Source organism: Lutibacter sp. TH_r2 (genome assembly GCF_033101135.1).
Classification (GTDB): Bacteria; Bacteroidota; Bacteroidia; order Flavobacteriales; family Flavobacteriaceae; genus Lutibacter.
The window spans coordinates 55,512-78,508 of the sequence record NZ_JAWMPV010000004.1; the positions used below are offsets into that span (position 1 = coordinate 55,512).

Annotated in this window: 11 protein-coding genes; 2 read left to right on the top strand and 9 right to left on the bottom strand. The window is 30.1% G+C overall.

What is annotated here, in order from left to right; genetic code table 11:
- Positions 1-33: 33 nt before the first annotated feature.
- The 9 genes from R3X25_RS11970 to R3X25_RS12010 all read right to left on the bottom strand — a co-directional run bounded on the left by R3X25_RS11970 (position 34) and on the right by R3X25_RS12010 (position 18,530).
- Positions 34-2,550, bottom strand: coding sequence for a glycoside hydrolase family 2 TIM barrel-domain containing protein (locus R3X25_RS11970; protein WP_317675131.1), 2,517 nt, complete (start codon positions 2,548-2,550; stop codon positions 34-36).
- Between the two features lie 26 nt (positions 2,551-2,576).
- On the bottom strand, positions 2,577-4,409 hold the full coding sequence (locus R3X25_RS11975) for a sulfatase-like hydrolase/transferase (protein ID WP_317675133.1): 1,833 nt from the start codon (positions 4,407-4,409) through the stop codon (positions 2,577-2,579).
- Between the two features lie 20 nt (positions 4,410-4,429).
- Entirely contained in the window at positions 4,430-6,223 is a 1,794-nt protein-coding gene (locus R3X25_RS11980) for an arylsulfatase (protein WP_317675135.1), read from the bottom strand.
- A 9-nt stretch (positions 6,224-6,232) separates the two neighbouring features.
- A complete protein-coding gene (locus R3X25_RS11985; protein WP_317675137.1) occupies positions 6,233-7,609 on the bottom strand; it encodes a family 43 glycosylhydrolase in 1,377 nt (458 codons plus the stop codon).
- A gap of 4 nt (positions 7,610-7,613) precedes the next feature.
- Positions 7,614-9,470, bottom strand: a complete 1,857-nt coding sequence (locus R3X25_RS11990) for an Ig-like domain-containing protein (RefSeq protein ID WP_317675139.1) — start codon at positions 9,468-9,470, stop codon at positions 7,614-7,616.
- 125 nt (positions 9,471-9,595) lie between these two features.
- Entirely contained in the window at positions 9,596-11,977 is a 2,382-nt protein-coding gene (locus R3X25_RS11995; protein ID WP_317675141.1) for a glycoside hydrolase family 3 N-terminal domain-containing protein, read from the bottom strand.
- 13 nt (positions 11,978-11,990) lie between these two features.
- Positions 11,991-13,661, bottom strand: coding sequence for a DUF4038 domain-containing protein (locus R3X25_RS12000; RefSeq protein WP_317675143.1), 1,671 nt, complete (start codon positions 13,659-13,661; stop codon positions 11,991-11,993).
- A gap of 8 nt (positions 13,662-13,669) precedes the next feature.
- Positions 13,670-15,871 (bottom strand): glycoside hydrolase family 3 C-terminal domain-containing protein, encoded by a 2,202-nt coding sequence (locus R3X25_RS12005; protein ID WP_317675145.1) that lies wholly within the window; start codon positions 15,869-15,871, stop codon positions 13,670-13,672.
- Between the two features lie 79 nt (positions 15,872-15,950).
- Positions 15,951-18,530, bottom strand: a complete 2,580-nt coding sequence (locus tag R3X25_RS12010) for a VPS10 domain-containing protein (protein ID WP_317675147.1) — start codon at positions 18,528-18,530, stop codon at positions 15,951-15,953.
- 510 nt (positions 18,531-19,040) lie between these two features.
- On the opposite strand from R3X25_RS12010, the gene R3X25_RS12015 reads away from it, so the two are divergent.
- Positions 19,041-22,547, top strand: a complete 3,507-nt coding sequence (locus R3X25_RS12015) for a PAS domain S-box protein (RefSeq protein WP_317675149.1) — start codon at positions 19,041-19,043, stop codon at positions 22,545-22,547.
- A gap of 19 nt (positions 22,548-22,566) precedes the next feature.
- Complete coding sequence (locus R3X25_RS12020; RefSeq protein ID WP_317675151.1) at positions 22,567-22,995, top strand: response regulator; 429 nt, start codon at positions 22,567-22,569, stop codon at positions 22,993-22,995.
- Positions 22,996-22,997 lie beyond the last annotated feature (2 nt).

Genomic DNA, 22,997 nt, shown 5'->3' on the forward strand with positions numbered 1-22,997 from the left:
TTACAGTTCTACCAATTGGTTTATGTCTATAATTTATTTAGTTTGAATTTGAATAGTATTACTATTAAACTCTGTTGAACTTGCCTTAATTTTAACTAAACTTGATTTTTTAAAAGACTGAACTAGTAATAGTGCTCTACCTTTACTTGTTTTTAATGTGTTTGTTTGATAATCTTGAATACTTGTATTTGAACCATTGTCAACTCCTAAAACCTTTATATCGCCATCAACTTCAAAAGTTAAATTTACTTCTGTTGTTTTTACATGGTTACCATCTTTATCTACTAATTGTGCAATAATATGAGCTACATCATATCCATCTGCATCTAATTCAGATTTATCAACTGTTAATTCAATTTTTACTGGTTGAGTGGTAGTTTTTAACTCAACTTCAACCTCTTGACCATCAAATCCCGCTCTAGCTGTTAAAATTCCTGGCTCATATGGAACTGCCCAACGTAAAATTCTATCAGGACTTCCACTTAAAGTTCTCCACCCTAAAGATTTACCATTTAATAATAACTCTGCTTTTGGCAAATTACTAGGAACTTCAACAATAATAGTTTGTCCCTTTTTATAATTCCAAATTTTTTGAGCTCTTTGGTTATTCCACTTTAAAAATTTAGGAGAAGTAATTTTCACTTTTCCACTTAATGGATCAACCATTAACGAATCTTTAACTGGATACGTTCCTAAAGAGATATGTGGTTTATTTACCCATATTGTTTTGAAATGATCCCAACCTACTTTTTTAAACCCAGCAAAGTCTAAAATATCTCCATCCCAACCTTTTTGAGGCCATTTATTATTAGCTTCACCTAAATAATCTATACCTGTCCACATGTACATACTATATATCATTGGGTCTTCTATAATTGAATTCCATTCTTCCCAAGTTCCAGCATTTTCATTACCAGTAAAATGTAGATTAGGGTAATTTTTCTTACTCCAATCGTATTGTTTAATTTGATAACTAAAACCTACAATATCAAGAGTTTGCGCATATCCAGAAGCTAAACTAGCTACAGGGATAATTAAATTTGCAGTTACTGGTCTTGTGTTATCAATTTCACGTGTCCAATTTGCTAATTTTTGAGCTGTTTCTGTTAATTTATATTTTCTGTCTGGTAAGTTTTTATAACGTTCTTGCATTTCTTTTGCTGAAATATTAGGCAATCTGTTCCAATAACCCTTTGCTCCAGGATCCCATAAACCACTTACATGGCGATAGTGTTCATATGTCCATTCAATTTCATTACCAATACTCCATTCAAAAATAGATGGATGGTTTCTATCCCTTAACATAGAGCGAGTTAAATCGCTCTTTGCCCATTTTTGAAAGTGCATTGTTGTATATCCATCTGTAATATCATCTTGTTTTCTTTCTTGCATATTCCAACGTTTGTCTTTTGGATTGTCAAACTCATCAAAAATTTCAGCCTGCACTAATAATCCCATTTCATCACATAAATCGTAAAACTCTTGAGAAAATGGATTGTGAGAAGTTCTAATTGCATTTACTCCGGCATCCTTCAAAGCTTGCAATCTACGTTTCCAAACACCTTTAGGAACTGCAGCTCCAACTAAACCACCATCATGATGAATGCAAACACCTTTTACAAATGTTGATTTCCCATTTAAAAAGAAACCATCATTTTTTATATGTTTAATTGTTCTAAAACCAAATGGAGTTGTATAATTATCAACTGTTTTTCCAGCAACAATTACTTTTGTAACTGCTTTGTACATGTTTGGAGAGTCTAAATCCCATAATTTTGGATTTTCAACATTTATATTCTGAACAATAGCAATTTCCTTACTTGAAGATAATTTAGATTCACTTTTACTACTTGCAACCAAAATACCATTAGCGTCATAAATTTCAGTTGCTAACGTAAATTTCGACCTTTTTTTAGAGTCATTTTTAACTTTAGTTTCTAATTTCACTATTGCATTTTCTTCTGAAATTTCAGGAGTTGTTACATATGTTCCCCAAATTGGAATGTGCAATTTGTTAGTTGTGATTAGTTGTACATTTCGGTAAATACCACTTCCTGTATACCATCTTCCATCAGCATATCTAGAGTGATCTACATGAACAGTTAAAATATTATCTGAACCATCAGCTTTTAATTTATTAGTTAAATCGAAATATGCTGGAGAATAACCATATGGATTTTCACCTAACTTTTTCCCATTTAACCAAAATGTAGCGTTGCAATATACACCATCAAACAAAACATAAGCTTTCTCATTGGCTATATTTATTGGAGTTTTAAAATGTTTTTGATACACTCCAACTCCACCGGGTAAATAGCCTGTACAACCTTCTAAATCATCTCTAAAAGAGTGTTCTACACTCCAATCGTGTGGTAAACGAATATCTCTCCATTTTGAATCTTCTAAAGGAATTTGGGTTGGAATTGTTGTATCTTCTACTAATTTAAATTTCCAATCAAAATTAAAATCGTGTACCCTTTCTTGTGCAAAAACCGAACTACCTAATACTAATACAAAAAGTAGTTTTAATATTGTTTTTTTTAGTTTCATTTTAAAAAATTATATCTATTTTTTTATTAATTGTTTGGAATAATTTCAGATGGTATATCTAATTTTCCATTATGAGCTCCTTCAGCAAAATTACTAATGTTATAGGTATTGGCCTTTGACCAATCGCATTCAACACGACCATCACCTAAAACAATATTTCCAAGTTTAGTTCTAAACCAAACAGCTAATTCTTTGTAAGCTTTATCATTAGCAACGTTGTTACGTTCATTTGGATCTTTTCTTAAATCATATAAAACCAATTCCGCTTTTTCAACTGGACAATTTAAAGCCCATTTTATATTTTCGTTTGGTTCTCTATTTTTAGCCCAAGTTCTTGTTCGCATTGAAAACGCAAAATCTCTTGATCTTAAATAAGCACGATGACCTGCAACTAAATTTATTTCTCCAATTATATAATCACGCTTTTCTTTATTGTTATTTATAAAATCAAATAAACTTACACCATCTAAATAATTATACTTTTCACTTGAAATATCAACTCCTGAAGTTGAAAGAATTGTTGGCGCAATATCTACATATTCTACCAATTGTTTTTGAACTAACCCTTCTGGAACTTTTGCTTTGTCTGATGAAACCACAATCATAGCGCCATTTGTAGATTTATCCCAAGGTCCAAATTTAGCTTCAATTCCTTGTTCTCCTAATTGCCAACCATGATCACCTACAGTAAAAATGATTAAATACTCTTGATTATTCTTTTCACAATAATTTTTAAAAGCTTCAACTCCTTCACCAATTAAAGCATCTCCATAAGCACAAAAGGCATAATAATCTTGAATTGCTTGTTGCTTCTCTTTATTCGTCATTTTACTGAAATTCAAGTTTCTGTATAATTGATGAATTTGAGGCGGTAATTTATCTAATTCACTTTCTTTAAAGGTTGGAATTTTGTAGTTCTTCTTTTTGAATTTATCTCTAAATTCTTTTGGAGGTAAAACTGGAGTATGAGGTAAATGAAATCCTAAATTAACAAGTAGAGGTTTATTTGGATTTACTCCTTTTCGAGTTTCTCCCCACGTTGTTTTAAATTCTGTATTTTCATTTTTTAAATACAGTTTCATTTCTTCAACAATTTTAGCATCAATTGTTTCTCCAGCAGGTTGTGGATTTTCACCACCAATTATTAAATCTTTATTGTATCTGGTATACGACCTTAAAATTTCAAACTCTTTTTCAACATCATTCTTCTTTTTAATATCTTCTGCTGAAATTTCTCCATCTTTTTTACTAATTAAGAAATTAACAATTGTACCATCTGAATATTTAACTCTTTCTTCAGTTCCTAAATTTTTCCAAGTACCTTTTTTATACCTTGGTTGATTCCAAAAATCACCTATATCATGTTTCTGTAAATCGTGTTTAAAACTAACCTCATAATTATAATGGCCAGCATCTCTAAAACCTTGACCTGGTCCCCATTTAAAAATATAGGCACCATCTTTACCAAATACTGTTGTAACATAACCCTCTTTTTGTAAAGTTTGAGGGAAAGTAGGTTTTACAAAATCTGGTTCTTGATGACTCTGTTCAAAACCATAATGTCCATTTCTAAATGGATATCTACCACTAATCATGGAGCCTCTTGAAGGGCCGCAGGCTGGAGAATTGTTGTAAGCGTTTATAAAAAATGTACCTTCAGATGCAAGCTTATCTATGTTTGGTGATGATACATACCCCAAAGCACTACTCTTTTTTCCAGTTAATATTTTATTATAACTCTCAATGGCATCTGCTCTATGGTCATCTGTTACAATCCATAAAATATTTGGTTGGTTTTGTGCTTTTAGAGTTAATACTAGACTAAAACTTGTCAATATTAATAAAATTACTTTTTTCATTTTGGTCTTTTTGATTTCTATTAATTTAATTTACTTATGTATGTATAGTATACTCCATACATATTATCACCTTCTATAAAATCATTTATTAACAATGTTTTTCCTTTTTCTAATTTAACTTTAAATAGAACTTCTTCATCATCAACTTTTATTTCTTTTTCTAAAATTTGATTTGCAATTTGAATTCTAACTTTATCTGGATGTATTGATTTATAATTAAATAATCCTTTCGGATTTATTGCAGGAATTCCCCAAATTGGACCTGAACATTCTTTTGGCCATCTTCTACAAGAAATTAGATATTCTCCATCTTGTTCAACTTCTATTGCATGTGTATTATTTATATTTTTCATTCCTTCGGAAACTTGCTCTGGCTTCCAAATACCTCCACCTTCACCAATGGCATGTTGAATTGTTAATTTAATTTCTTCTTGAGTATCATTTCCAATTACATGAACTGGAAGTTCACTATAAATTGGATTTTGTTTTGTGGCTTTTAAAAATTCTGAATTATCTGCTAACAACTGTTTTACTAATTCTGGGTTTTCGACAGCAACATCATTTTTCTGCTTTGGATCTTTTATTATATCATACAACTGCTTTCCGTTTACCAAACGCCATTGATTTTTTAAAATACACGTTTGATCTTCATCCATTGGAGGTCTCCAATCTTGACGGTTATGTAGAAATACAGTCCTTTCGTCTAATTCACCACTTTGAGGTTTCAACAATGAAGAAAAATCAACTCCATCTAATTTTATGTCTTCCGGAATTGAAAGTCCACATAATTTTGCTAATGTTGGAACTAAATCTACGTGAGCCGTAAGTGTATTAATATCTTTTCCACCTTCAATTTTTCCATTTGGCCAACGAATAAAAAATGGAGCAATATGTCCGCCTTCCAATTTACTTCCTTTTATACCTCTGTAACCTCTATTGTAACCTAGTTTACCATCTGCACTATAACCATAACGCGTTCCGTTATCGCTCATAAAAATAAGAATGGTGTTTTTATCTAAATTCCGATCTTTTAAAAATGCATCAAATTTTCCGAAATTCTCGTCAATATTAGCAATCATACCATAAAGATTGGCGTTAATAATTTCTTTGCCTTCAAATTGTTTGTAAGGCTCTGCATATTTTTCGGCTACTATCAATGGATCGTGTGGTGCATTTGTAGGTAAATAGACAAAGAATGGTTGCTCACTATCTTTGTTTTTATCAATATATTTCTTGGTTTCATTAAACCAAACATCGGTACAATAACCCTCGAATTGTTTTGGCTCATTATTCACATAATACACATCATCAAAATAGCTATTTCCCCAATAATCTGACAATTCACCAACGCCGCCAGCTAAATGATGAATTGCTGTATCAAAACCACAATCTGTTGGGCGTACAGGATAATTGTCTCCTAAATGCCATTTACCAAACATTGCCGTTTTGTATCCGTTATTTTTGAATATATTAGCCATTGTTTGCGTATTTCTAGTTAAAGCATCTCTACCTTTAAATGTAGCCCAAGCACCGTTATTTATTGGATATTGCCCAGTCATAATTGCACTACGTGTTGGTGTACATAAAGGACTCACGTGAAAATCAGTCATTCGAACAGCTTCACTATAAAACGAATCGATATTTGGTGTTTTTAACCAAGGATTTCCATGGCAACCTAAATCGCCAATTCCTAAATCGTCTGTTAGTATAAGAACAACATTAGGTCCTTTTTCAGTTTTAACTTCTGTTGTTTTTTCTACACATCCTGTTAACTGAACAAAAACGATACAACTTATCAATAGCTTTTTAATCATACTATAAATTTATTCAATTCTAATTTCTTCTATTTCCCAAGAACCTGAATCAATATTTGCTGCAGGTTGAACTGCCACTTGCATTAAACGTTCATTAATTTCTTTAAACTGATTTAAGTTTATGGTATACGATTTAAATTCAGTATCATTTGCTGAAATTGGAATGGTAACCCATTCTTTTGAATCCCAATCAACTTCACCTGTTTCTGTTCTCCAAAAATCACCACTTTTATTTCTGGTGAAAATTGAAAATTTCATCTGATTGGCGTTACTATTATTTTTAATATTAAATGTAACCTTTGAACATAATTTAGTATCTGTATATAACCACGGAGCACTTCTTATAACAGCATTTTTTGCTGATATAGTTCCTTTTAATTTACCATCTTTAAATTCAACAGTAGTACCTTTTAGTGCCTTCCAACCCATAGTACTATTTTTAAATTCAAAAGGCCTTCCAGGTTCAGGATACATTCTATCATCTGCTGGAATTATTATAGTTCCATCTTCATTAAAATTTACTGGTTTTAAACTTGCTCCACGGTAAAATGCACTTATGTCATGATTTTCTTGAAGTACGTATTTTTGCCCTTTCCAATCAAAAAAACTAGTATGTCCTCCTCTTAAAAAATCTCCTTGAAACTCATAAGGTCCATATAAATTTTTAGACATTGAATATCTACTTCCATATACTAAATAATACCAATCATTGCGTTTAAATAATGTAGGTTTATCTTCAGCATTTAATCTGTTTCCATTTTTATCTTGAATTATGATATCTTTAGGTTCAGTATCTAGAGATTTCATGTTTTTAGCCAACGTTGCCATATAATAAGTTCCCGAACCAAAACATATAGTATAAACGTCATCTTCAATATAAATTTCAGGATCATAAGGGTGAACAGGTACAATTCCTTTTGGCAACAATGGTTTTCCTAATAAATCTTTATATTCTCCTGTTATTTCATTAGCAACCATAACACCTGTGTCTATATTTCTGTTTGAGAAAAACCAATAATATTTCCCATCTCTTTCGCAAATATCACCAGCCCAACAGTTTGGTTGATCTCCAATGTAAGTATCTTTTGGAAGTATATTTCTATGAAATTTCCAATTTTTTAAATCTCCTGTAGACCAAACTTCCCAACGATCCATTCTAAAAGAACCTTTACCTTCCCAAGATTCATCGTGACCGCAAATAACGTAAAGCGAATCGTTCTGAACCCACGCATGTGGATCTGCCATTCCGTGTTCTGGAACAATAACATCAATACTTAAAGGTTTTTCAGTTTTAGTTTCTGAAATTATTTTTATATTTTTTTTAGTTTGATTACAACTATAAAAAATTGCTACTAGAACCAAAATTTTGAATATATTTAATTTCATATTATTATTTAATAATTATTTTTTGAGATGCAGAAAAATGCTCATTTTCAACTTTTAAAATATAAATTCCCGATTGTAAGCTTGAAATATTAATTTTTTTATTTTGATTGTTAACCGTTTCATAACTTACCAAATTTCCGATACTACTGTATATTGAATAATAGGAATTTGAAAGGTCTTTATCTGTCTGTATAAAAATATTTTCTGAAGCAGGATTAGGATATATTTTACCAATAACATCTTTAAAAATACTTACAGAAGCTGTTTCTGCTTCTACTTGAATTGGTTGTATTCCCATTGTAGCTGAAACTCCATTTGTATAAAAAGCTTTTACAAATAAAAAGTAAAAATGACCATCAAGTAAATCTGCACTCGGTAAAATATCTGCCAATTGTAATGTTGCAGAAGCAGTACCTGATTTAGTACCATTATGTTCGATAACATCAATTACATCAATATCTTCAACTACGCTCCAATTTTCATCTATATGTCTAAAATAAAATCTAATTTTGTCATCTACCGTTTCAAAAGAACCTGCATTATAGTTTACAGTTACATCAATAGTACCATTTACGTAAAAAATTCCATCTTTATATTTTGAAGTATCATCAAAAGTAACAGAAGGTTCCACAAGCTCTGCCACATTTACTGTAACTTCATCATATTTTGTATTATCTACTATTGAAGTTGCACGTATTATAGCGCTTCCAATCCCAACACCTGTTACCAATCCGTTTTGATTTACAGATGCAATACCCGAATCACTACTTGACCAAGTTAATGCAGTATCATCAGTATCTAAAGGTGTAATTGTTGCAGTTAATTGAAGTTCTTCAGTTTCAACAATATTATTTTCTTCAGGAGTTACAGTTACATTTTCTATAGTTATAGCATACCACTCAACAATGGTTAACACACTACTTGAAGATAAACTACCATCAATATCACTTGTTGCCGTTATAGTTGCTGTTTCTCCAATTTCTCCAACTGCAGTAACCAATCCATTTTCATCAACTGTAAAAATACTTGTATCAGAAGATAACCAAGTCACATCTTTTTTTGCATTAGAAGGTTGCCAATCTATACTCAACTGTATAGACTCTCCTTCTCGTACATCAGCAGTTTCAGGAACTACAGTTAAATCGGTTGGATCAACAAGTCCTAATCCTGGTCTATGAGTTTGAGGCAATACCAATGCTAAATCTTCTCCTCCACTTACCCACACATTTGCTTCGCCTGCCAATTCATAAATTACAATATAATCTATACAAGTTGTTGGTGAGCGTCCTTTCATTTTTAATGTATATTCTTCACCTTCAGTAAGCGCATATCTTGGCGGATTCTGTTGTGTATTATGAATATCTAAATTATATAAAGCTCCCCATTTATTTGCAGCTCTACCAAAGTATTTTTCGTAGGTTTCTAGTTGCTCCGTAGAAAAAACTGTAGAAGCAGTTACAAAATTACCTTCCATTTTAATTCTTACATCGTTACGCTGATCAGCAGCTTCACCATCTCTCAAAGGAGAATGCATACGCATAGAAACTTGATAATTTCCAGATTTAGGACAAATAAACGTATATTCCAATTCATCTACGGCATTATCCCAACCTCCTTTGTATTCAATATAAGTATCATAAAATGGTTCTATTCCAGGTGTTGGATCATCCACATACTCCTGATAAGTTACTCCGTCTGCTGGAGTTCTAACTTTCCACTCACCTGTTGCTGAAAATGAATTAGTTGTTGCTTCTCCCTCAAAAACCACAAAGTTATCGCCATATTCCTGTGCATTCAAAAAAAATGAAATACCCATAAAAACAAGAAATGTAATTTTGTGTATTAGTAATTTTAGTTTCATAATAATAAGGTTAAGTTAATATTAATTATGTTATAAAAACCATTTAAGTGCAATCTCTCCATAAACAATTTTTCCTTTAATAGTGTTATTCTTTAAAAGCAAAATAATTGTACTTACCAGTTTTATTATTTAATTTCATTTTTAGTAAAGAAAACTTGTCTTCCATTAGTTAGAATTACATCTTCTCCTTGTAAATCAATAGTTCCGCTTAATTTAATATCTGTACATGAAGCTCCAATTTTAAACACATATTCACCAGATTCAATAATCCACTCGTTGTTTTTGTATTGTGCTAATTGTTGAGGCGAAACATTAAACGTAACTGTTTTTTCCTCTCCTGCTTTTAATGAAACTCTTTCAAATCCTTTTAATTGAATTGGTTTCATTGCTGAATTTGAATTAACCGGCGAAACATATAATTGTACAATCTCATCTCCATCAACTTTGCTTGTATTTTTTAAATTTAATGAAATTGAAAAACGAGTATCTGTAAGGTTAGATTTAGTGTCCATTTTAAAATCCGAATATTCAAAAGTTGAATATGATAACCCATAACCAAAAGGATATTGAATTAATGCTTTATTTGGATAACCATCTTTATAATTAATTTCAACCTTTTCTTGAGTTTTAGGATATGAAACGCATAACTTTCCTGAAGGATTTACATTTCCTAGTAAAATATCAGCAACAGCATTTCCACCTTCTTCTCCTGGGAACCAAGCTTGAATAATGGCTGCACATTTACCTTCTAACTTACTAATTTCTTCTTGTCTTCCGCTAAACATTACCAAAATAACAGGTTTTCCTGTTGCAATTAACTTTTGAACAAAAGCTTCTTGTTGACCCGGCAATCCAATTCCATTTCTCCATCTACCTTCACCATTTAAGTACAAGTTTTCACCCATTGCGGCAATAATTACATCACTGTCATTTGAGATTTTTAATGCATTTTGTAAATCTGGTTGAGGCTGATCTTTAATAGTTAAAAGTTTTAGTTTTTCAATTCTACTATCGCCAAAACTCTTTTTGTCTATTTTGGCTTCTAATTTTGCACTCCAATCACAACCACGTTCATAAGAAAGTTGGACATTTTTACCTAATCTGTTTTCTAAACCTTCTTTTAAAGTTACTAATTTAGGGTTGTTACTATCAAACTCCGATTGTTTCCAAAAAGCACGCATTCCTTGGTAGGTATAATCACCTAAAAGTCCGTGAACTGCGGCAGCATTTGGACCAACCAACGCAATCTTTTTCACATCATTTTTTATTGGAAGTACTCCGTTATTTTTTAACAAAACAATAGATTGACTCGCTGTTTCATAGGCTAATTTTCTATTTTCAGGTGGATCAAAATCTAAATTCCCATCCTTTCCAAAAGTTGGATTTTTATCTAACAAGCCTAAACGAGCCTTCATAATTAAAGAACGCTTTACAGCTGTGTTAATTTGTTCTGCGGTAACATGACCTTGAGCTAAAGCTTCATCTAATTTAGGGTACATTGTTGGTGAAGACAATTCAATATCCACTCCAGCATTTAAAGCCATAGCACCAGCCATAACAGAATCTTTAGCTACTTTGTATTTTTTATACAGCATATTTATTGAACCGTAATCGCTCACAATTAAACCATCAAAACCAATTTCTCTACGAAGCATTCTATCTAACATAATTTGGTTTGCTACCACAGGAATTGTTTTATAAACTCCGTAAGAAGGCATTACACTTTTGGCTCCACCAATTTTAATACAAGCTTCGTGTGGCATTAAATATTCTTCATATAATTCTTTTGAATTATTGTTAGCTGTTCCATAACCTGCAAAATGTTTTACAGTTGCCGCAACACCAGTTCTAAAATCATCTCCTTGTAAACCTTTTACAAAAGAAACTCCCATTTTTGAAGTTAGATAAGCATCTTCACCATAACTTTCTTGATGTCTATTAAAGTGTGCGCTTCGGCTAATATCTAACATTGGAGATAAGGCAAAAGTTGCTCCTGCAGCTCTCATACTAACTGAAGTTGACTTGGTCATTTTAGTTACCAATTCTGGGTTCCAAGTACAGGCAACACCAATTTGTTGAGGAAATGTTGTTGCTCCTTTTGTTGCAAAACCAGTAATTGCTTCTTCATGAAATATTGCTGGTATTTTTAACCTGGTTTCTGTTACTAATAAATGTTGAATTTCTCTAACTAAATCTCTTAATTCATTAGGCTCCAAATCTTGACCAGAAGAAAACTGACAAAAATGCCCAATTCCATAAGGAATATGTTCTTTAAATTTTTCAACAGAAATTTTTCCATCCACCATAATATCTCTAATACGTGTTCCTTGTATTTGAGCTAATTTTTCATCCATTGACATTTTAGACATTAAATCATCTACTTTCTTATCAATTTCAGGTGTAGAAAATGGTGCTGTTTTTACTGTTTCAACTACTTCATTGTTAGTTGTATTGCATGCTAACAATAATGTTAATAATACGTATGTTAACTTTTTTAAAAAATTCATCTTTTATAAGTTATTAATTTGGCTCTAAATTTCTGATAATTAAAATAGCATCTGCTTCATTTCTCCAAGGACGAAAATCCCAGAAGCCATATTTATGTTCAAATTCTAATTTTACTTCTTCTGTATATTCTCCGGTAATGGTATTAAACCATTGTTTGGTTGCATTCGAATACTTATACTCTGTATCCAAATGACGCTTAATATCATCACTATGAACTTCTTTAGGGAAATACTGCATTAAAATTCCTTCTTCATTATTTACTAAAGTGTATGATCTTGGATTGTATTTTGTAACAGGTTTAAACTTCTCAAAATTTATTTTACTAAATAAACCCTTCATGTATTTAAAATACTCAAAGTGAGGTTTCTTAAATTCTTCTGGTAGTTCAAATGGGTTATGAATAATCGCATTCCAAGAAGTTGCTTGCCAATAGTAGGTTGTATAAACGCCAGCAAATAGACATTCGTAATTTCTTCTTAAACATTCTTCGGCATTGGAATAACCTCCGGGAAAAACATTGTATGGAGATTCTTCATAACCTCCGTGTTCAATATTAAATACAGGTTTATCTGGAAAAAGGTTATATACATTTAACATACTTTTATGAAGCGATAATTTCCAATCTTGTGTGGATATAAAATCAACATCATCCTTGTGATTTTTACAAAAACTATAAGCGTGTACTGATAATAATCGATTAAAAGCATCAACTTTTCTGGTTCGTTCAATACGTTCTTCAATATGTTGAACTATGTTTTTATTTTGTGCAACTGCAATTTTATTTGTTGCCTCTTTCGATACATCCCAAATAATATTTGGAAAAGCTTGGTATCTTTTAATTATATGATCATAATACATATTGTCTGCATCTGAACCTACTTCTGGCCAAGAAACACGCTTATTCCAAACATAAATCATTAAATGACTTACAATTTCTTTATTGTGCATTTCAGAAATAACCTTATCAAAATGTTTGAAAAAATCATAATTTAAATCGCTATAATCTGGGTTTGAATTAGACCCTAAAAATGGAAAGATATCTTCTCTAGCTCCATAATTGTGTTGAGGATTTTCTTTCAAACGTTCATCTTTAACCCAATCTAAATCAGGATCATAAGCGTAAACATTCATCACTACTTGATTAAATCCATTTTGATTAATTAAGTTTAAAAGATGTTTTGTTTTAGAAATCTCTTTTTCTCCATAATCTAAAGCAAACAACCAATCACATTCAAACGCCAAATTGAAGTAATGCGAACCATCTTCATAATAAAAATGCCTTTTATCTTCTTTATTTTTTACAATTCCACCGTGACGATTTTCTTTTTTGTTATCGGATATTATAAACTTTCCTCTTTTTCCATTTAAATCTCTCAATTCAGATTCTAAAACATATGTTTTTTCTCCAATGGTTGAACTTGAATAACGAAAAACCCATTCTTTATTTCCATTGTAAAATAATGGTATTTTTTGTTCTCCATCTTTTCCAGACACAACTGCAAAAGCAGTTTTTTTATGGGGAGAATGTACTTCTTTTCGTGTTTGAAAAACCAAATCATTTACTTCCCATTGAACTATTTTAACAGATTTATTTGATTTAGGATTTTCAAATACTTTGATTTGTGCAAAGCTAGTTTGCACAAAAATCAAAGCAAGAAATGTAATAGAGAAATATTTATTCATTAGATATTTTATTTCAATTGAATGGTTGCTTGTTGAGGTATTGCTGCTCCTAATTTAACACTCAAATCTCCTGGAGAAGCATTACCTACAACAATAGTATAGTTTCCTTTTCTCCAAACTTTTTCACCATCTTCATTAAAAACTTTTAAATCTTCAGAACTTAATGAAAAAGAAACTTGTTGACTTTTACCTTTTTTTAATGAAACTCGTTTAAATGCTTTTAAACTTTTTAAAGGAATTCCACCTGAAGTACTTTCTGGACAAACGTATAATTGCACTACATCTTCAGCATCCATTTCTCCATTATTTGCAATAGTTACAGAAATATTTAAATCATCTTTTTTCTTCAGTTTTGTTTTATTTAATTCTAAATTATTAATAGTAGAATTAGAGTATGTTAGTCCAAATCCAAAAGGATACATTGGATCTGAAGTCATATACTTATAAGTTCTTTCCTTCATAGAATAATGACTATAATCAGGAAGTTGAGCCGTATTTTTAGGAAATGTAATTGGCAGTTTTCCAGAAGGAGATACTTTTCCGAATAAAATGTCGGCTACAGCATTTCCACCTTGTTCTCCAGGGTACCAAATTTGCATAATAGCATCGCAATGTTCTTCTATACCTTCTAAAGAAACTGGTCCACCACTAGCAATTACTAAAATTAGAGGAGCATCTTTTTTCTTTTCAACTAATTGATGAATGTATTTAATTTGATTTTCTGGTAAGGTTAAAAACTCTTTATCACCTCCCCAAGTTGAAGCAATCGCATCAACTGATTCTCCTTCTAAATAACGTGTAGTACCTACTACACAAATAACAGCATCAGATTGTGCAGCTACAAATGGTCCAAAGTTTTTTGGATTTGGATTGATTTGAAAAGGTAAAGCGCCTGTTCTATAATTTAACGAAGTTCCTAATGCAAGTGCATCCGTGACTCCTTCTAAAATTGATACCATATTAGGACTAACCCCGTAATAACTACCTAATAAAACATCGTTAGAATTTGCAAAAGGACCTGTTAAATAAGGTACTTTAATGTCAGGTGATAATGGTAAAGTGTTGTTTTTGTTTTTCAATAAAACAATTGATTTTTGAGCAACCTTACGAGCCAACTCAATGTGTTTTTTACTATGAATATGTTCTGGTCCTATTTTAGTATAAGGATGATTATTGTTTTTATCAAATAAACCTAAACGAAAACGTGTTTTAAACAGTTGAGTTACTCTTTGATTAATTAATTCTTCTGTAATTAACCCTTTTTCAAGCGCTTTTTTTAATTGTTTATAAGCACTTCCACAATTTAAATTTGCTCCAGCTTTTAATGCTAATGAAGCGCCTTCAACTGCTGATTTAGCGTATCCTTGTTTTCCAGACACACCATGTATTGCACCACAATCTGAAGTTACATACCCATCAAATTTCCATTTTTCACGTAGCGTTTCTTTAATTAAAAACTCACTAGTAACTGAAGGTTTACCATATACCATATTGTATGCAGTCATTACACCTTCAACTTTAGCATCTTCAACCAATGCTTTAAATGCAGGGAAATAAGTTTCGTTCAAATCTTGTTTTGAAACATCAACATTAAATGTCATTTTACCGTGTTCTGGTCCAGAATGCATAATAAAATGTTTTGCACAAGCTGCTGTTTTTAACATATTTGGATCGTCTCCTTGTAAACCATTTACAAAGGCAACGCCAATTTTAGACATTAAAAAAGGATCTTCTCCATAACACTCTTGCCCTCGACCATATCTAGGATCTCTAAATAAATTTACTGTAGGTGACCAAAATGTTAAACCAGCATATTTACTGTAATTTTGCTTTTGTTGTGCAATAGAAAATTTTGCTCTTGCTTCTGTTGAAATAGCATCTGCCATTTCTTTTACTAATTCAGGATCAAATGTTGCACCTAAACCAATTGCTTGTGGAAATATAGTAGCTTTTCCGTTTCTTGCAACACCATGCAAGGCTTCACTCCACCAATGATATTTAGGGATTTTTAACCTTGGAATTGCTGCCGCATCAGATGTCATTTGACTAATTTTTTCATCCAATGTCATTTGAGAAATTAATAGTTTTGCTCTTACATCAATTGGTAACTCCTTATTCATATAAGAAAAATCTACAGTTTGGGCTTTTGATAAGAAAGATGAAAAGATCAATACTATTAAAACTATATTACTAATTTGTGATTTTTTCATTATTTTATATTTTGTAATTATTTATTTTAAAGTAATACTATATAGATTCCAGCCTTTGCAAGAATGAAAGGTTATACTTCTATTTTAGTATTGCCTTAAACCATCCACTTCCCCAAGCTGCACTCCAAATAATATTTTTGTTATACGGATCTGGTTTTACATCTACCATTTTATCTGGTTGACCTATTCCTTTATTTATTTTCTCCCAGCTTTTACCTCCATTTCTGGTTAAATAAATTCCAGGGTTTTTAAATTGATCAAATCTAGTTTGAATTTGTGCAGGAGCTGTTACTAAAATAATATCAGAATCAACAGGTGAAACCTCTGTTTGCCATACATAAGGAGCTATAAAAAATTTATTCCAAGATTTTCCATTATTTGTACTTTTCCAAACACCTCCAGATTCAGAAAGTCCGTTTCTATAACCAGCAGATAAAAACATATCTTTTGTTTTTCTATCTATAAATAAGTTATTTACACCTTGAATTTCTGAAGGAATTTCCATTTTTTCCCAAGTTTTTGCTTGGTCTTTTGAAATATAGAGTCCATCTGGTTCTTTTCCTTGAAATTTGTTTAAGCAAGCGTATAAAATATTTGAATTGTTTGGATCCATTTTTAATCTTCTAACACTTGATTTTTCTGGTAATCCATTGTTGTGTAATTTCCATGTATAACCAGCATCTGTAGATTTGTATACACCGTAACCTCCTTTTGTTAATACATTTTCTTTTACGGAATTACCAACTTCAGAAATTGTTCTTCTAATTGAGGTAAAATACATGTTATCTGGATTGTTTGGATCAATTGTTAAATTGTAGGTCATTGCTAACCCTTGATAGCTATTGTTTTTACCTTCAAAAATGGTTGAAATATTTTCCCAAGTTTTACCTCCATCAGTAGTTCTTCGTAATTTACCTCTGTGTTCTTGTCTCCAAGAAAGAATGTAAATTGTATTTGGATTATTTGGATGAACTGCAACTGTTGAAATAGAATGAGCTCCATGATTTCCACTGTGATCGTGTACTTGACCTTCAATTTGTTTTACTGCTACTGCTTCTTTATCTGGATAATCACCTAAATCAGCTGTTTGCCATAAACCATGTTCACCAGAACAAAGTAAATAACGTTCTTTTATTCCTGTTTCTAATAACATAAACCTTCCGGGTAAATCACTATCTCCACGACCAATCCATGCATTACTACCTGGTGAAGTTTCAATATCATCAATTTGTTGCCAAGATTTTCCACCATTGTTTGATCGTTGTGTTTGTTGACCAACGCCAATAATTACTTCTCCTTTTGAATTTATTGCTAATGAACGACTACCAAATCTAGTTTCGCTTAACTCTTCATAAGAACGGCTAACGTGTGAAAATTCAACATTTACACCTATTGGATTTCCTTTAGCTTCCCAATATGCTTTATCGGTTTTATTTAACCAATATTCACCTGTGCGAGCACAAATTATCCAAGTTTTTCCACCATCTTCAGTTTTCCAAGCATCTCCAGGACCAAAACTTTTATCGTGACGTTGATTAGCAACCAAATAAATTTCGTTTTTATTTATTGGGTTAACTACAATTCTATTAAATATAGAATAAGTATTCTCTGGAAACTTTGGATATAGTTTTTTTGAATTTTCACCTAAAAAATAACTTAACGCTTTATGATAATTATTTCTATGAGAACCATTATTAATTTTATTAAAATTAACTCCTAAATTACCAGTGATGTTTTCCCAACTTTTACCATTATTAGTGCTTTTATAAACACCACCTTTTGTTGAAATACTTATTCCTTTTGGCTCGTAAATAGTTTGTTCAACCAAAAATAAAGTGAACTCTTTTGTTTTTGGGTTGTAATGATATGTTAAATCACGAGGCAAATTATTTGGTAAGCCTTTTCCACTAGACTCCCATTTATCTCCACCATTATTGCTTACAAAAACTCCGTAATTTGTGGCTATAAATACTTGTTTTGGATTCGCAGGGTTAAAAATAATACGAGCTACATCTAAATCTTTAGAAATATCTGTTGCTACTTTTTTCCAACTTTTACCGTGGTTGGTAGTTTTTAAAACATATCCGTATTTTGCTCTAGGATGTTTTTTTCCGTGAATATTTTCTTTTGACCTATGATTCGCTTTTACATTCCAAAAATCTCCAGCTCCTACAAACCAAATATCATCATTTGTTGGATGAATTACTATTTGAGTATGTACATTAGTTCCTCCTTTTTTTGCTTCTGGAATTGTATAAACTAAACTCCAAGATCTTCCTTTATCCTTTGTTTCAAATATTTTCCCTCTTCGTTCTAAAGCAAGACCAAAATCTGGGTTTTTAGTTGAGAACACAATATCAAGCACACGTTCTAAACCTTTTCCAAATCCATCGCTGTCTTTTATAGTTTGCCAAGATTTCCCATTATCCCAGCTTCCATATGCAACATGCATATCTGGCCCCATAAACATTACATTTGTATCTGTAGGATGACACCAAAATTCCTCGTTGTAACCAGACATTCCTGGTCCAAAGTTTTTCCATTCAATTGCTTGGTTAGAAATCACCTTTTTATTTGCAATTTTTCTAAAAAAAGGTTTGTCTATTTGGGCATTTGCTAAAAAAGGAATTAGTAATAGCACGTAATAAAAGTTCTTCATTTTTTATCTATTTAGCTTAAGTTTAATTTAATTACATGCTAAAATATAGATATTAAAATTTAGGACTTAACACTTAAGTTCAGAATAGTACCACTTATGTTTTTTAAAAACTCTATCTACATTCAAACAAACCTATTTATTGTATAAAACATATATACTTTTATTACATAAAAACTATTCTAAAAATTAAAATAGAATTAAATATACCACCTATATATATATAAGACATATTTAATAAAAATAGTCCTACGTTTATTGTATAAAATTACTTGTGTACATTTTATTTTGTTGAGTTTAACTAGACTAGATATTCAAATATCTTTTTGTTTTTTACTTAAGTCTCTCAAATTATTATAGGTAACATACACTTTAGATGACTATTACATAAATTAAAATAGATAAACAGATTGTTTGAGTTTTTTATTTATAAATTAAAATTAATTTAAATTATTGTGTATTTTTATGAAAATTAATTGCATAAATCTTATTAAAATATAGTAAAACAACTCTATGCCTAACATTTATTTTGATCAAATTTTATTTTTATTCCTTCAATGTTTCATAGTTGCTACACTCCTATTATCTCTTTTTAGATTAAGAACTATTTTTGGTTTAAGTTTATTATATACTGCTTTAGGTGTTTTTCAATATATGCAAGTATTTTTAGCGAATGCACTTTATTTTGAAATAATGGAAGGAGTTTATATTTCTTCAGGTTCTTCAGTAATGTTTACAGGTAGTTTATTTGCCATTTTAATTGTTTATATTAAAGAAGACGCATTAGAAGCTAGGAAAATAATTTATGCCATTTTATCTGCTAATATTGTATTGTCTATTTTACAATTTATGGTAAGTATTAATTTAGATGGAGAAAGAACACTTAATATTTTTAATATTCCTAAAGAAGTTTTTATTCAAAATAGAAAAATACTAATAACTGGAACCATACTATTGTTTATAGATACTTTTAGTATTATTTTTTTATATGAAACAATATCTAAATACACAAAACATTTATTTTTTAGAATACTAATTTCTATGGTTTCTATTATAGCTATAGACACTATTTTATTTACATTTATTGCTTTTTATGGAACTAAAAAAATCTACCCAATAATTATATCTGGATTAGTTTCAAAAAGTTTTGCAGCTTTAATTTACGCCATTTTATATACGCTTTATCTAAAATTTGTTGAAAATAAAAATTTAATACTTGAAATCCATGATAAAGCCTTTAAAGATATTTTTCACACACTCACATTTCGTCAAAAGTATGAACATATTTATCAAGAAAACATTTCAAAAACCAATAAATTAGATGAAGCTACTACTATTATTAATAGAAGTCCATCTGTTGCTTTTTTATGGAAAAATGATGAAAATTGGACTGTTGAATATGTATCTAAAAATGTGGTAGAATTATGTGGTTATAGTGAACAAGATATTTTGGAAGGCACTATAGATTATAAAATATTAATTCATCCCGATGATTTAGAAAGAGTTATAAAAGAAGTTCGAACTGCAAAAAATAACCCTGAAATAACAAAATTTAGTCATCTTCCTTATAGAATTATAACTAAACAAAATAAAATTAAATGGGTTCAGGATGACTCTTTTATTAGAAAAGATGTTTCAAATAATATAACTCATTTTGAAGGAATTATATACGATATTACAGAGAAAGTTGAAGCTGAAAAAAAATTAATACTCAACGAAGAAAAATATAGAACCTTATTTGAATATGCACCTGAAGGAATTTTAATAGCAAATAAAGATGGTTGGTATATAGATGCAAATACTGTTATGTGTAAAATGTTAGGGTATACACATAAGCAAATTACCTCCTTTCACTCTTCAGAAATTCTTATAGAAAATGAAATAAAAAATATCAATAAAGCCTTAAAAACTATAATCTCTAATAAAACACACTCTAAAGAATGGAGATTTAAAAGAAAAAATGGTTCTGAATTTTCAGCTGATGTTACAGCAACATCAATGCCTGATGGTACTATTTTAGCTATTGTAAAAGATATTACAGAACGCAAAACACTTGAAAGTGCTTTATTAAATGAAAAAACTCAATTAAAAGCTATTATTGACAATATTCCGGTAATGCTAACCTTGTATGACCCTAATATTGAAATGCTATTTTTAAATAAAGAATTTAAAACAAAACTTGGAGTAACAGCTAAAGATAATTCAGAAATTAATTTTATGGAACTTTTTTATCCAGATCCTAAAATTAGAAAACAAGCAGAAGAATTTATGTTAAAAGCCCCAAATGAATGGAAAGAATTTCCATTAACAACTAAAAAAGGAAACGTTTTAAATACTGAATGGACAAATATTATATTAGAAAATGGTACTAAAATTGGAATTGGGTTAGATATTACCGAAAAGAAAAAAACTAAAATAGAATTAAACAAAACTAAAAACATACTATTAAATACTTTAGAAAACATGACTGATGGTTTTGTTTCTTTAGATCCAGAGTGGAATTATAATTTTGTAAACAAAAAAGCCGGTGAAATTTTTGGAAAAAAACCAGAAGAATTAATTCATAAAAATATATGGAAAGAATTTCCTGAAGGAATAAATCAACCTTTTTATAAAAATTATTATAAAGCTTCAGAAACTCAAAAACCAATAATTTTTGAAGATTATTATTCTCCAATGGATGAGTGGTTTGAAAATAAAATAATTCCTTCAAATGATGGATTAGCAATATTTTTTCAAAATATTACAGATCGAAAAAATAGCGAAAAAGCACTACTAGAATTCAACAAAAGGTTAAAAATATTACACAATATTGATTCTGCTATTTTAAATGCTGATAGCCCAAAGCAAATTGCAATTAATGTGTTATCTAAATTAAAAAAAATAATACCATATACCCATGCGTCAATTACTGAATATCATAAAAATATAGATGCCTTTAAATTTTTAAATGTTAATACGGAAATACCAGATTTAAATGTTCCTAATGAATTTGTACCAGCTTCACAATTCGATTTTTTAGATAAAGAACTTTTATTTAAGGGTAATAATCAAATTATTAAAAATTTAAACAACTTACCTATAAAATCTAGTTTAGTAAAAAAAGCAATGGATTTTGGATTAAATTCAGTAATAGTAATTCCTCTAACTTCTGAAAACGTATTAGTTGGAACAATGGCAATTTTCTCAAAATCTATAAAAATATTTACAAAAAACAATATCAAAATATTAAGAGAAATTGGTAATCAATTAGCAATTGTAATTCATCAAAACAATTTAAAAAATCAAATATTAAAATATACTGAAGATTTAGAAGAAAAAATAGCTGAAAGAACAGCTCAATTAGAGTTTTCAAATAGAGAACTTCGAGATTTTGCACAAATTGTATCACACGATTTAAAGGCTCCTTTACGAGCTATTAGTCAATTAAGCCATTGGGTATCTGTAGATTATTCAGACAAATTAGATGCTGAAGGAAAAGAACATTTAGCTATGTTAGTAAGTAGAGTTAAACGTATGGATAACTTAATTGAAGGCGTACTTAAATATTCAAGAGCAGGAAAAGCTAGAGAAAAAGAAATCCCAATAAATTTAAATACTATTGTAAAAGAAGTTATTCAATCATTACATCCTCCAAAAAATATTAAAATAACTATAGATCATAAACTTCCTGAAATATCAGGAGACCCCACACGTTTTGGGCAACTATTTCAAAATTTAATAAATAATGCTATTAAATTTATAGATAAACCTAAAGGTATTATTAATATTGGGTGTGAAAAAATTAATAACAACTGGCAATTTTATGTGTCTGATAATGGCCCTGGAATTGAAGAAAAATACCACGATAGAATTTTTCAAATTTTTCAACGTCTAGAATCACGTGACAACCAAGAAGGAACAGGTATTGGATTGACTTTGGTAAAAAGAATATTACAAATTTATGGTGGTGAAATTTGGATTAAATCAGAATTAGAAAAAGGCTCAACATTTTATTTTACATTACCAATTAATAAATAATTTATAAATTGTACCAACTATGAAAAAATCAAAATTATCAATTTTATTAATAGAAGATGATAAAATTGATGTGTTAACAATTAAAAGAGCTTTTAAAGAACTTAATATTACCAACCCTCTTCATATACGTGAAAACGGAATTGAAGGTTTAGAATTTTTAAATAATTCTAAAAATAACAAACCTGGAATAATTCTATTAGATTTAAATATGCCAAAAATGAATGGTATAGAATTTCTACAAGAAAGACAAAAAAATGATTTATTAAAATTAATACCAGCAGTAGTATTAACCACCTCAAAAGCGGAACAAGATAAAATTGAAAGCTATAAACTTGGAGTTGCAGGCTATATGATTAAACCTGTTGATTATATCCAATTTGTTGAAGTAATTAAAACAATTGAATTATACTGGACATTAAGCGAATTACCAAACAAAACTAACTACTAAAA